The following is a 12457-nucleotide window of genomic DNA, read 5'->3' on the forward strand; positions in this document are numbered from 1 at the left end:
GTCGGTGTACACCGTGGTCGGGGCCCGATTTGTGATCAGCGACAATGGACGGGTGACTATCGACGAGTTGACCTACGACGCGGCCGGGCTGATCCCGGCAGTGGTGCAGCAGTACGACACGCGCGAGGTCCTGATGGTGGGCTGGATGAACGCCGAGGCAGTCCGCCGGACCGCGGACACCGGGCGCAGTACGTTCTGGTCCCGCAGCCGCCAGGAGTACTGGGTGAAGGGCGAGACCAGCGGCCATCGTCAGCACGTGAAGCAGATCCTCGTCGACTGCGACGCGGACACCCTGCTGGTCCTCGTCGACCAGGAAGGCCCGGCCTGCCACACCGGCACCCGCAGCTGCTTCGAGCACGGGGAGATCAAGGCATGAACAGCCCGGATCTCGAGACGTTCCGCGACTACGCGAAGGACCGCCGCGTCATCCCTGTCACCCGGCGGCTGCTGGCCGATGCGGAGACGCCGATCGGGGTGTACGGGAAGCTTGCCGCCGAGCGCGAGGGCACGTTCCTGCTGGAATCGGCGGAGAACGGTGGCGTCTGGTCGCGGTACTCGTTCATCGGCGTCCGTTCCGCCGCGACACTGACCGAGCGCAACGGCGAGGCCGTCTGGACGGGCAACCCGCCGGTCGGCCTGCCGCAGACCGGCGACCCGCTGCGGGCGCTCCGCGAGACGCTCGAGATCCTGCACACCCCGCGGCTGCCGGACCTGCCGCCGCTGACCGGCGGCATGGTCGGTTTCCTCGGGTACGACGCCGTCCGCCGGATCGAGCGGTTGCCGGACACAACGACCGACGACCTCGGCCTGCCCGAGCTGACGTTCCTGTTCGCGACCGACCTGGCCGCCCTCGACCACGAGACCGGCGAGATCTGGCTGATCGCGAACGCGGTCAACTGGGACGACTCCGACGAGCGCGTCGACGAGGCGTACGCGGACGCGGTCCGCCGGCTGGACGCGATGGAGCGCGATCTCGCGCGGCCCACCCCGTCGTACGTCGTGCGCGCCGACCGGCAGGCCGAGCCGGACCCGCACCGGCAGCGCTCGAGTGTGGAGTACCGCGAGGCGGTCGAGCACGCGAAGGAGGAGATCCGCGCGGGCGAGGCGTTCCAGATCGTCGTCTCGCAGCGGTTCGAGCTGCAGAGCAGCGCCTCGGCACTGGACATCTACCGGGTGCTCCGGCGGTCGAACCCGAGCCCGTACATGTACCTGGTCCGCCTGGACGGTTTCGACATCGTCGGCTCGAGCCCGGAGGCCCTGGTCAAGGTCACCGAGAACAAGGTGATCCTGCACCCGATCGCCGGCACCCGCCGCCGCGGCGTGACGCCCGAGGAGGACCACGCGCTGGAGGAGGAGCTGCGCGCGGACGCCAAGGAACGCGCTGAGCACCTGATGCTCGTCGACCTCGGCCGCAACGACGTCGGCAAGGTGTGCGCGCCCGGCACGGTCGAAGTGGTCGACTTCATGGACGTCCGCCGCTACAGCCACGTGATGCACCTCGAGTCGACGGTCACCGGCCAGCTCGCGGCCGGCCGGACCGCGTTCGACGCGCTGACCGCCGCGTTCCCGGCCGGTACGTTGTCCGGGGCACCGAAGCCGCGCGCGATGGAGATCATCGACAAGCTCGAGATCACCCGGCGCGGGGTGTACGGCGGCGTGGTCGGCTACCTGGACTTCGCCGGCGACGCCGACACGGCGATCGCGATCCGGACGGCGGTGCTCCGGGGCGGAACGGCGTACGTACAGGCCGGTGCCGGCATCGTCGCCGACTCGGACCCGGCGGCAGAGGACGCAGAGTGCCGGACGAAGGCGGCTGCCGTACTGAACGCGATCGCGGTCGCGGGAACGTTCAGCGAAGTATGAGGCCCCAACGACTGGTCGACCTGCTCGCCGTTGTGGCACTCGTGCTGCTGGGGCTGTCGGGGTACCTGACGTGGATCTCGGCCGACCCCGGCAACGGGCGCCAGGACGTGCACCTGAACGGCTACACCATCACCAAGGCGCCGGTCACGCTCGCGCTGGCGGCGGTCATCGCCGTCGTGGTCACCAAGCTCGCCGGCACGTTCCTGCGGCGGGTTCTGGGCGGTTTGGTGGTACTGCTCGGAGTGGGGGCGATTGTGGTTGCCCTGGGCGTGCGCCCCGACGGTGCAGAGCTGAGCAGGCTGCGGCCGGAGCTCAGCGACGTACTGGCAGATCAGGTGACGCAGTCGACCGGGCCGGCGCCGTGGTTCGCGCTGGCGGGTGGAATCGCGCTGGTCGCGGCCGGTTTGCTGACCGTGGTGACGGCGCAGCGATGGCGTCGCGCGACCCAGCGTTACGAGCGTGATCCGGCCGCGACACCGGCCGATCAGTGGAAGGCGATCGACGCGGGGGAGGACCCGACTCTCTGATCGCGGCGGGCTACCGCCACAATAGGACAGGACGACCCGAGGAGGAGTGGCGCCAACTATGGACAATACGGTGGCGGATCAAGGGGCAGCCCGGATCGAGGAGGAAGCTCCGCACGATCTGCACGGCAACAGCCCGGCGGCGTGGACCGCGGTGGCGATCGTGCTGGTCGCGTTCACGATCGGGGCCATCGCGATGGTGCTCGGGCCGAACTGGGTGCTGTTCTGGATCTCTGTCGGCATCGCAGTGCTCGGTGCACTGGCCGGCAAGGTGCTGCAGCTGCTCGGCTTCGGGGTCCCGGCCGACGGCGACCACTGAAGGGCGGACGGACATGACTGTGCTTGACGACATTCTCGCCGGGGTCCGTACGGACCTCGCGGAGCGCCAGGCGCGGGTCAGCCTGGACGACCTGAAGCAGGAGGCCCAGCGCAAGCCGGACGCCAAGGACCCGATGCCGGTGTTCCGTGGCGACGGGATCGCGGTGATCGCCGAGGTGAAGCGGTCCAGCCCGTCCAGGGGCGAGCTGGCCGAGATCACCGACCCGGCCGCGCTGGCCGGGGAGTACGAGCTGGGTGGTGCCTCGGCGATCTCGGTGCTCACCGAGGAGCGCCGTTTCAACGGCAGCCTTGACGACCTGCGGGCGGTCCGCGGCCGGGTCGACGTGCCCGTGCTGCGCAAGGACTTCGTGGTCTCGTCGTACCAGCTCTGGGAGGCGCGCGCGGCCGGTGCCGACATGGTGCTGCTGATCGCCGCCGCGCTCGAGCAGGAGGCGCTGGTCTCGCTGATCGAGCGGGCCCATTCGATCGGCCTGTGCCCGCTGGTCGAGGTGCACGACGAGGAGGAGACGCGGCGTGCGGTGGACGCCGGCGCCCAGCTCATCGGCGTGAACAACCGGAACCTGAAGACCCTCGAGGTCGACCGGGACACCTTCGCGCGGGTGGCGCCGACGATCCCGACCGAGCTGGTCCGGGTGGCCGAGTCCGGCGTCCGCGGCCCGCATGATGTAATCGAGTTTGCGCGCGCCGGGGCCGATGTCGTCCTCGTCGGTGAAACTCTGGTGACCGGCCGCGATCCCCGCGCCTCGGTCGCCGACCTCGTCGCCGCCGGATCGCACCCCGCCATCCAGCAGCGGCACTAGTACATCCGGGCCGGTCCAAACGGCGCCGGGACAGAAACTCTCCCGCGCCGTACGGGCCGGGCTTGGAAGGTTTGTCGGATGAGTACTGTGCTGCCCGACCAGTTCGGGCACTTCGGCCGTTTCGGCGGCAGGTTCATGCCGGAGGCGCTGATCGCGCCGCTCGACGAGCTCACCACCGCGTGGCGCGAGGCGATGGCCGACCGCGAGTTCACCGATGAGTTCGAGCGGATGCTGCGCGAGTACATCGGCGCCCCGAGCCTGCTGTACGACGCGACCCGGCTGTCGGATGTGGCCGGGGCGCGGATCCTGCTGAAGCGCGAGGACCTGAACCACACCGGCGCGCACAAGATCCGCAACGCCATCGGCCAGGCGCTGCTGACCAAGCGGATGGGCAAGCCGCGGGTGATCGCGGAGACCGGCGCCGGCCAGCACGGCGTCGCGACCGCGACCGCCTGCGCGTACCTCGGCCTCGAGTGCGTGGTGTACATGGGCGAGGTCGACACCGAGCGCCAGGCGCTGAACGTGGCTCGGATGCGGCTGCTCGGCGCCGAGGTGATCTCGGTGAAGACCGGCAGCCGGACGCTGAAGGACGCGATCAACGACGCGCTCCGCGACTGGGTGGCCAGCGTCGACAAGACGCACTACATCCTCGGTACGGCGGCCGGTTCGCACCCGTTCCCGGCGATGGTGCGGGACTTCGTCCGCGGCATCGGCGACGAGGCCCGGGCACAGATCCTCGAGCAGACCGGCAAACTGCCGGACGCCGCGGTCGCCGCGGTCGGCGGCGGATCCAACGCGATCGGCCTGTTCACGGCATTCATCCCGGACGAGGACGTGAAGCTGTACGGCATCGAGCCGGGCGGCGACGGGTTCGAGACCGGCCGGCACGCGGCAACGATCACCGCCGGCCAGGTCGGCGTGCTGCACGGCGCCCGGTCGTTTCTGCTGCAGGACGAGGACGGGCAGACGATCGAGTCGCACTCGATCTCCGCGGGCCTGGACTACCCGGGCGTCGGCCCCGAGCACGCGTGGCTCGCCGAGACCAAGCGGGCGACGTACCGGCCGAAGACCGACGCCGAGGCGATGGACGCGTTCCGGCTGCTGTCGAGGACCGAGGGCATCATCCCGGCGATCGAGTCCGCGCACGCGGTCGCGGGCGCGCTCGACATCGCGAAGGAACTGGGGCCGGAGGCAACCATTCTGGTGAACCTCTCGGGCCGCGGCGACAAGGACATGGACACCGCCGCGAGCTGGTTCGGCCTGAGCGAGAAGGGATCCGCTCATGAGTGAGCTCGTTGCCCTGGGCAAGGCCGGCGCGGCGATCCGGAAGGCGAACGACGAGGGCCGGGCGGCCCTGGTCGGGTACCTGCCGGCCGGCTTCCCGACGTACGACGGCGGTGTGGACGCGATCAAGGCGCTGGTGGACGGCGGCTGCGACGTCCTCGAGATCGGCCTGCCGTACAGCGACCCGGTGATGGACGGCGTCACGATCCAGCGCGCCGCCGAGACCGCACTGGCCGGCGGCCTGCGGACCAAGGACGTTCTCAGTACGGTCGAGAAGGCCGCCGCGTACTCCGACGTGCCGGTGCTCGTGATGACGTACTGGAACCCGATCGAGCGCTACGGCGTGGACCGGTTCGCCGCGGACTTCGCCGGGATCGGAGGAGCGGGGCTGATCACGCCCGACCTGATCCCGGACGAGGGCGCGGAGTGGCTCGCGGCCGCGGACAAGTACGACCTGGACAAGGTGTTCCTGGTCTCGCCGTCGTCGACCGACGAGCGGATCGCGATGACCACTTCGCACTGCCGCGGGTTCGTGTACGCGACCGCCGTGATGGGTGTCACCGGTGCGCGCGAGAAGCCGTCGGACCTGGCGGCCCCGCTGGTCTCCCGGGTCAAGACGGCGACCGGCGTTCCGGTCGGCGTCGGTCTGGGGGTGTCGAACGGCGACCAGGCGGCCGGTGTGGCGCGGTTCGCGGACGCGGTGATCGTCGGCTCGGCCTTCGTCAAGGCGCTCGAGGACGGCGGTCCGGCCGCGGTCCGCACGCTCGGCGAGGACCTCTCCGAAGGCGTTCGCCGGGAACCCCGCGCGACCGCCGCTCGTTAGACAAGCCGTGAGTCGATACAGGAACGCTGCCCTGCTCCTGGGGGTGGTGGCTCTGTTGGCCCTCGCGGGCTGCAGCAGCAAGCAACCACAGGCGGACAACCCCGGCGGAGCGATCATCCGCAGCAGCCAGGACCCGAACGGCTTGCGCGGCGCCACGCTCGACCGGCCGTACTCGATGCCTGCCTCGGTCCTCACCGACACCGACGGGAACCCGTTCAACCTGGTCACGTCGACGAAGAAGCCCGTCACGCTGGTCTTCTTCGGGTACACGAACTGCCCGGACGTGTGCCCGACGGTGATGGCCGATGTGGCGTCCGCGCTGACCAAGCTGGACAAGTCGGTCCAGGACCAGATCCAGTTGCTGTTCATCACCACGGACCCGGCGCGCGACACCGGCCCGGTGATCCGCAAGTACCTGGACCGGTTCGACCCGGCGTTCGTCGGGCTGACCGGTTCGCTGACGTCGGTCAAGGACATCGCGAAGGCCGTCGGCGTACCGGTGGAAGGTATGCAGAAGCTTCCCTCCGGTGGGTACGAGGTCGGTCACGGAGCGCAGGTGATCGGCTTCGGCAAGGACGACAAGGCGACCGTGATCTGGTTGTCTAACGCCGCCATCGGTGACCTGGCCCACGACTTCGGGAAGCTGGTGGCGGACAACCAGTGAAGCGGCGAGGCTGGTTCGGGTGGGTCTCGCTGGGCGCGCGGCTGCTGCTCGGTGGCGTGATGCTGGTCGCCGGCGCGCTGAAGGTCTCCGATCCGGAGACGGCGGCCCAGGCGGTCCGTGCGTACGAGCTGCTGCCGGCGGCGCTGGTGCAGCCGGTCGGCTGGGGCCTGCCGTTCCTGGAGATCGCGATCGGGTTGCTGCTCGTCGTCGGCTTCGGTGTCCGCGCGTCCGCGGCGGCCGCGGGCGTCTTCATGATCGTGTTCATCGTCGCGGTGTCGTCGGCCTGGGCGCGCGGGTTGTCGATCGACTGCGGCTGTTTCGGCGGCGGCGGCGAGGTCGCCCCCGGCCAGACGAAGTACCTGCAGGAGATCCTGCGCGATGCCGGCCTGCTGGTGCTGGCCGGCTGGCTGTGGTTGTACCCGGCCAGTAAGTTCGCTGTCGTAGCCGAATCACAAGGACCGCAAGGAGCCACCGCGTCGTGAGCAACACCAATCCGCTGCTGCAGCAGCCGAAGCGCCGCGTCCCACCAGGCATCATCGTGGTGATCGTCCTGGTGCTTGCCCTCGGCGCCGGTGTCGGCGTGCAGTACTACCGCGGCCACTCCAAGGTCGAGGTGACCTCGAGCGGCCGCCCGGAGCCGACGGTGATCACCGGTCCGGGGACGTCAGGCAAGGGCGTCACGGTCGGCAAGGCCGGCGCGAAGATCAACATCGACCTGTACCTGGACTTCCGCTGCCCGCACTGCGCGGAGTTCGAGAAGGACAGCGGCGCGACCGTCGACAAGCTCGTCGAGGACGGTACGGCGACGCTCACGTACTGGCCGTTGCAGTTCGTGAACCCGGACTCCTCGCCGCGGCTGGCGAACGCCTTCGCCGCCGCGGCCGCGAACGGGAAGGCGCTGAGCTTCGCCGACGAGCTGTACGGCGACTTCTCGAAGTCCTGGAACACGGACCAGCTGATCGAGCTCGGCAAGCAGCTCGACGTCGGCGACGCGAAGTACCAGCAGGCGCTGCAGGACAACACCTACGCCGGCTGGCTGGAGTCGGTCGGCAAGGCCGCCGACGACCGGGGTGTGACCGGCACGCCGACCGTCTTCGTCAACGGCAAACAGCTCCAGGGCGACCAACTGAGCGCCGAAGGCCTGCAAAAGGCCGTCGGCGAGCTGGCCGGCTGAGAGTCTGAGGCTGCATCGTGACCGAGGGTTCCTGGCCGTGTTCTGGCGGGTCGAGTAGCGTTCGGACTTGCCATGTCTAGTTTGAGTCTTGCCGTGACGGTTCCGGCGTTCATCCCCAGCCCGAGCCAGGGCGTCTGGCACGTCCTCGGCGTGCCGATCCGCGCGTACGCGCTGTGCATCCTGGCGGGCATCTTCGTCGGGTACTGGCTCGGCCGCCGGCGCTGGGTGGCGCGCGGCGGCTCGGCGCCGGTGCTCGCCGACATCATGTTCTGGGCGATCCCGTTCGGGCTGGTCGGTGCGCGGATCTACCACGTGATCACCGACGCCGAGCTGTACTTCGGCGAGGGCAAGCATCCGATCGACGCGCTGAAGATCTGGCACGGCGGCCTCGGGATCTGGGGTGCGGTCGCGTTCGGGGCGCTCGGCGCCTGGATCGCCTGCCGGCGCGCGAAGGTGCCGTTCCTGGCAGTCGCGGACGCGATGGCGCCGGGGATCGCGCTCGCGCAGGTGTTCGGCCGGTTCGGCAACTACTTCAACCAGGAACTGTTCGGCCGCCCGACCACGAAGCCGTGGGGCCTGGAGATCTCGACCGAGCACCGCCCGGCCGGGTACGCCGACTTCGCGACGTTCCACCCGACGTTCCTCTACGAAGCCGTCTGGAACCTCGGCGTGGTCGCCCTGCTGCTGCTCGTCGACCGCCGGTACAAGCTCGGTCACGGACGCGCGTTCTTCCTGTACGTCGCCGCATACACCGCCGGCCGCGCCTGGATCGAAACGATGCGCATCGACACGGTCAACCACATCTTCGGCCTGCGGCTGAACGTGTGGACCGCGATCATCCTGTTCGTGGTCGGCGTCGTCGCCTTCGTCGTGAGCGCCCGCAAGCGCCCCGGCCAGGAGGACATCAGCACCGGACCGGCCACCGGCCCCGCTGCCGACGAGAAGCCGGCCGAGCCGCAGGGCGAGGACTCCGCCCAGGACTCCGACGACTCCTCGCAGGACGGCGAAGACGCCGACGAGAAGGTGGAAGCGGGGACGACCAACGGGGCCGCCAAGGCCGACCCACCCGACGGGTCAAGTGACTGAGACCCCGGAGGTCTCGGCCGAACACCACGGGGACCACACGCACCGTGATGTGAACGGCGGCTGGCTCCGTCCGGCAGTCTTCGGCGCGATGGACGGCTGAGGGCCTGCCTGGCAATCCAGCGCCTACTGCGGGGCACTCGGTGCGGCACCTCGCCGCACGGGTGCAAAGGCCACGATGCTCCGCATCGAGACCTTCGCCCCCGCGCGCCGAGCTACCGCACCGAGCACCTCCTCGCTACGGCGCCGGATTGCCAGGCAGGCCCTGGTCTCGAACTTCGCGCTGATCGCCGGCATGGACGGCGGTACGAGCTCGGGCTCGCGCTTCATCGTGCTGGCCGGTCTCGCCGGGCTGGCCGCGGGCGCGTTCTCGATGGCGGCGGGGGAGTACACGTCGGTCGCCTCCCAGCGCGAACTCGCCCACGCCGAGATCGAGGTCGAACGCTCCGAGATCAAGAAGCACCCGCTCGACGAGGAGATCGAGCTCGCCGAGACGTACCGCGCCAAGGGTCTCGACCCGGACCTGGCCGCCAAGGTCGCCAACCAGCTCCACGCCAATCCGGACCAGGCGCTCGAGGAGCATGTCCGCGAGGAACTCGGCATCGACCCCACCGACCTCCCGAACCCGGTGGTCGCGGCCGCGTCGTCGTTCATCTGCTTCGCGGTCGGCGCCCTGATCCCGCTCGCGCCCTACCTGCTCGGCGCCGGCAACGTACTCCCGTCCCTGATCCTCTCCCTGACCGCCCTCTTCGCCTGCGGCGCCGTAGTCTCCCGCGTCACCAGCCGCTCCTGGTGGTACTCCGGCCTCCGCCAGCTACTCCTCGGAGCAGCAGCCGCCGCCCTCACCTACTTCGTAGGCACCCTGGTAGGGCCCGGACTCGGCTGAGGCTTGGAGACGTCCGCGCCGGCCAGCTTGCTCAACAGGCGCGGTATAGAGGTATCGAGTTCTTCCGTGGTCTGCGCGCCGACAGCCTGGAGGATCGACAGCGCGTGTTGCCAGCGCCGCCGCGCCTCCTCCAGACGACCGAGCGCCGCCAACGCGTCACCGAGACCGTCATGTGCACGCGCCTGGTCGACTGGCTGCTGGAGCGCGGTCGCCAGCTCGAGCGCACGTTGGTGAGCGGCCAGTGCTTCCACCGGCTCCTCGAGCGCGAGCCGGAGCCGGCCAAAACCTTGGTTCGCCTCGAACTCCCAGTTCCGGGAGCCGAGTTCGCGCGCCAGCACCATCGTTCGCTCGCGACAGCGGGTGGCCTGTTCCAGCTGCCGCAGTTCCAGGTGCACGTGCGCGAGTCCGTCCAGGACGCGCAGTTCGTTGTGCCGGTTTCCGGTTGACTGCGCGTGCGCCAGCCCGCGCTCGTAGTAGTCCAGGGCGCGGTCGGGATCGCCGCACTGCAGCTGGATGTGACCGATCGCGGCGAGGATCTTGCCGATGCTCCGCGGCCGGACCCGCCGCGCGATGGCCAGGGCCTGCTCCCTGTACTCCAGCGACAGCGAGTTGTCGCCGCAGCGGGCATGCATCCAGCCGATCGAGTTCAGCAGGTCGAGTTGCGCGTACTCGTCGCCGATCTCCTCGGCGATGCCGAGCGCACAGCCGAGCTCGGCCAGGGCAGCCTCCCGGTGGTCCTGCAAGCCGTGCGCATTGCCGATGCCCTCGATGGCGCGCAGCTCACCGAGGCGGTAGCCGGCCGTTCGCGCCGTGGCTCGAGCCCGGCCGAACACGTCGTGAGCGTCCCGATAAGCGCCACCCAGCCGGTACACCTCGCCGAGCCGATTGAGGATGTCGACCTCCGCCGCGACATCGCCGGTCGCGCGTACGACGGTCAGCGCCCGCTGCTGCAGCTCGGCCTTGACGTCGTACTGGCCGAGATCGCGCAGGCACCAGTACAGCGAGGTCGACAGGTGCAGGATGCAGTCCGGGCGGTCGACCGCCAGGGACGGGATGAGGAGCGCGGTCGGGAGTTCGTTGTCCAGCCAGTCGCGCGCGGACTCCGCGGTGCGGAGGATCGTGGGCAGGCCGTGGGTGGCGAGGTTGTGGTCGGGTGCGTGCAGTGGGGAGGCTTCGGCGGCGGACTGGCAGTAGTGCTCGATGATCCGCGTCGTCGCCGTACGGCGTTCGTCGGGCGACTCGGCGGCAGCCCGGACGGCGTGCTGCTTGACGAGGTCGTGGAAGCGGTACCAGCCGGGGACAGGCTCCTCCAGCAGGTGAACGTCCAGGAGACGTTCGAGCACGCTTGTGGTCGTTGCGAGGTCGAGGTCGAGGAGCGGCGCGGCCGACCACGTGCGGAACTCTGCACCGGGGTGCAGGCCGAGCAGCCGGTAGGTACGGCGGAGATCGTCGTCGAGTTCGCGGTACGACAGGTCGAGCGCGGCGGCGACGCTGCGCGGGCCGGACGTGAGCTCGGCGAGGCGTTCGTGGTGCTGCAGACGATCCAGCAGATCCTCGGGCCGCCAGGACCGATGCGTTCGCAACCGGGCGGCCGAGATCCGGAGGGCGAGCGGCAGGTGGCCGCACTGTTCGGCGATCGCTTCCAGGACCGCGGGTGGTGAGTCGGACGCACTCCCGCCGGCGATACGGGTGAAAAGCTCGACCGCGGTCGCCGGCGGGAGCGTGCCGACCGACACCGTGGCGGTCGGATCGAGGCCTGTCAGCCGGAGCCGGCTGGTGACGATGACGCCGTTGCCGGGCATCCCGGGCAGCAGCGGGCGCACCTGCGCTTCCGTGGCGGCGTTGTCGAGCACGATCAGGACCCGTCGCTGGGCCAGCAGACTCCGTAGCAGGCCGGACCGGTCCTCGAGCTCTTGCGGAATCCGGCGCTGCGGTACGCCGAACGCCAGCAGCAACCGTCCGAGCGCGTCCTCGGCCGTCACCGGATGCGCGTCCTCCGAATATCCGTGCAGGTCGATGAACACCTGCCCGTCGGGATACCGGTCCGCCAGCCGATGCGCGACGCGCAGCGCCAGGGCAGTCTTACCGGCCCCCGCCATGCCGTCGATGGCGGCGAGCAGCGGACCGTCGGCGGCGCTGAGGATCTCCAGTTCGCGCTCGCGACCGAGGAAGTCGGGCACCGCGGCCGGCAGCGATCGCGGGATCTGTACCTCGTTCCGCTCCGGTTCCTGCGCGTCGGAGGTGACGTGCAGGACGGTGTCGGTTGCGAGTAGGTCGGTGTGTAGGGACTGGAGTTCGGGGCCGGGGCCGATGCCTAGTTCGTCGGCCAGGCGGCTGCGGATGACGTCGTACAGGCCGAGGGCTTCGGCGGAGCGGCCGGTGTGGACCAGGGCCCTGAGCAGGCGGATCCAGAGGGACTCGCGGAGGGGGTGGTCGGCGGTCAGGCGCCGTAGCTCGGCGATCAGTTCGGTGGACGGTCGCGGGCCGAGGAGATCCGCGGAGCGTTCGATCGCGCCGAGGCGCAGTTCCTCGAGGCCGGGGAGGACCGTGCCGGTCAGCCAGTCCGAGTCGGTGCCGACGAAGGGCCGCTCGGTCCAGGCGGACAGCGCGGCCGTGATCGCGTTCGCGTCCTCGGCGTCGCGCAGGCCGTTCTCGAACCTCAGTACGTCGATGCCGGCCGCCGGGACGGTCAGGCGGTAGCTGGTGCCGACCGTTTCGAGGACGTCGGCACCGATCGCCTTGCGCAGGCGGAAGACCATCGCGTGCAGGCTCTGCCGGATCTGTTCGGGCAGGTTCTCGCCCCAGACCCGGTCGGCCAGCGTCTCGATCGAGACGGACTCGCCGGCCGAGACCGCGAGTACGGCGACCAGGGTCCGCAAGCGGGTGCCGTTGAGCGCAACCGGCGTACCGCCGACGGTCACCTGGACCGGCCCGAACAGACGGACCTGCACCTCGGGCGAGCCCCCAGTCACCGATCACCCCCGGTCGTTGTGCCTGCGGGCAGCCTACCGATCGAC

13 protein-coding genes are annotated in these 12457 nt (G+C 70.1%); 12 read left to right on the forward strand and 1 reads right to left on the reverse strand.

Annotation, left to right across the window (positions count from 1 at the left end; translation table 11 throughout):
• Positions 1–52 precede the first annotated feature (52 nt).
• From hisI to ACGFI6_RS16090, 12 genes are all read left to right on the forward strand, one after another.
• Positions 53–376, forward strand: coding sequence for a phosphoribosyl-AMP cyclohydrolase (gene hisI / locus ACGFI6_RS16035; protein WP_393119073.1), 324 nt, complete (start codon positions 53–55; stop codon positions 374–376).
• Positions 373–1863: an anthranilate synthase component I gene (locus ACGFI6_RS16040; RefSeq protein ID WP_393119075.1), complete on the forward strand. Its 1491-nt coding sequence runs from the start codon at positions 373–375 to the stop codon at positions 1861–1863. The genes hisI and ACGFI6_RS16040 overlap by 4 nt, the downstream gene beginning before the upstream one ends.
• Positions 1860–2390 (forward strand): Trp biosynthesis-associated membrane protein, encoded by a 531-nt coding sequence (locus tag ACGFI6_RS16045; protein ID WP_393119077.1) that lies wholly within the window; start codon positions 1860–1862, stop codon positions 2388–2390. Before ACGFI6_RS16040 ends, ACGFI6_RS16045 begins: the two co-directional genes overlap by 4 nt.
• A 58-nt stretch (positions 2391–2448) precedes the next feature.
• On the forward strand, positions 2449–2706 hold the full coding sequence (locus ACGFI6_RS16050) for an HGxxPAAW family protein (RefSeq protein WP_393119080.1): 258 nt from the start codon (positions 2449–2451) through the stop codon (positions 2704–2706).
• A 13-nt stretch (positions 2707–2719) separates the two neighbouring features.
• Positions 2720–3526 carry an indole-3-glycerol phosphate synthase TrpC gene (gene trpC, locus ACGFI6_RS16055; protein WP_393119082.1) on the forward strand — a complete coding sequence of 269 codons (807 nt, stop codon included), beginning with the start codon at positions 2720–2722 and terminating at the stop codon, positions 3524–3526.
• 78 nt (positions 3527–3604) lie between these two features.
• Complete coding sequence (trpB, locus tag ACGFI6_RS16060) at positions 3605–4816, forward strand: tryptophan synthase subunit beta (RefSeq protein WP_393119084.1); 1212 nt, start codon at positions 3605–3607, stop codon at positions 4814–4816.
• Entirely contained in the window at positions 4809–5633 is an 825-nt protein-coding gene (gene trpA, locus ACGFI6_RS16065) for a tryptophan synthase subunit alpha (protein ID WP_393119085.1), read from the forward strand. The genes trpB and trpA overlap by 8 nt, the downstream gene beginning before the upstream one ends.
• Positions 5634–5679: 46 nt before the next feature.
• Positions 5680–6297, forward strand: coding sequence for an SCO family protein (locus tag ACGFI6_RS16070; protein ID WP_393119087.1), 618 nt, complete (start codon positions 5680–5682; stop codon positions 6295–6297).
• Positions 6294–6779 carry a MauE/DoxX family redox-associated membrane protein gene (locus ACGFI6_RS16075; protein ID WP_393119089.1) on the forward strand — a complete coding sequence of 162 codons (486 nt, stop codon included), beginning with the start codon at positions 6294–6296 and terminating at the stop codon, positions 6777–6779. The genes ACGFI6_RS16070 and ACGFI6_RS16075 overlap by 4 nt, the downstream gene beginning before the upstream one ends.
• A complete protein-coding gene (locus tag ACGFI6_RS16080; RefSeq protein ID WP_393119091.1) occupies positions 6776–7471 on the forward strand; it encodes a DsbA family protein in 696 nt (231 codons plus the stop codon). The genes ACGFI6_RS16075 and ACGFI6_RS16080 overlap by 4 nt, the downstream gene beginning before the upstream one ends.
• A gap of 72 nt (positions 7472–7543) precedes the next feature.
• The gene (gene lgt / locus ACGFI6_RS16085) at positions 7544–8557 is read left to right on the forward strand and encodes a prolipoprotein diacylglyceryl transferase (protein ID WP_393119093.1); all 1014 of its coding nucleotides are present in this window, start codon (positions 7544–7546) and stop codon (positions 8555–8557) included.
• Positions 8558–8732: 175 nt separating this feature from the next.
• On the forward strand, positions 8733–9440 hold the full coding sequence (locus tag ACGFI6_RS16090) for a VIT1/CCC1 transporter family protein (RefSeq protein WP_393119095.1): 708 nt from the start codon (positions 8733–8735) through the stop codon (positions 9438–9440).
• Here the strand turns inward: ACGFI6_RS16090 and ACGFI6_RS16095 are convergent.
• Positions 9401–12412: a BTAD domain-containing putative transcriptional regulator gene (locus ACGFI6_RS16095; protein WP_393119097.1), complete on the reverse strand. Its 3012-nt coding sequence runs from the start codon at positions 12410–12412 to the stop codon at positions 9401–9403. The genes ACGFI6_RS16090 and ACGFI6_RS16095 overlap by 40 nt on opposite strands.
• Between the last annotated feature and the right edge of the window lie 45 nt (positions 12413–12457).

It is taken from the genome of Kribbella sp. NPDC048928 (assembly GCF_043197975.1).
Classification (GTDB): Bacteria; Actinomycetota; Actinomycetes; order Propionibacteriales; family Kribbellaceae; genus Kribbella.

Excerpts from the sequence above, each read along its gene's own strand:
- ACGFI6_RS16040 (WP_393119075.1), top strand. The coding sequence starts at position 373 with ATGAACAGCCCGGATCTCGAGACGTTCCGCGACTACGCGAAGGACCGC.
- ACGFI6_RS16045 (WP_393119077.1), top strand. The coding sequence starts at position 1,860 with ATGAGGCCCCAACGACTGGTCGACCTGCTCGCCGTTGTGGCACTCGTG.
- ACGFI6_RS16050 (WP_393119080.1), top strand. The coding sequence starts at position 2,449 with ATGGACAATACGGTGGCGGATCAAGGGGCAGCCCGGATCGAGGAGGAA.
- trpC (WP_393119082.1), top strand. The coding sequence starts at position 2,720 with ATGACTGTGCTTGACGACATTCTCGCCGGGGTCCGTACGGACCTCGCG.
- trpB (WP_393119084.1), top strand. The coding sequence starts at position 3,605 with ATGAGTACTGTGCTGCCCGACCAGTTCGGGCACTTCGGCCGTTTCGGC.
- trpA (WP_393119085.1), top strand. The coding sequence starts at position 4,809 with ATGAGTGAGCTCGTTGCCCTGGGCAAGGCCGGCGCGGCGATCCGGAAG.
- lgt (WP_393119093.1), top strand. The coding sequence starts at position 7,544 with ATGTCTAGTTTGAGTCTTGCCGTGACGGTTCCGGCGTTCATCCCCAGC.
- ACGFI6_RS16090 (WP_393119095.1), top strand. The coding sequence starts at position 8,733 with ATGCTCCGCATCGAGACCTTCGCCCCCGCGCGCCGAGCTACCGCACCG.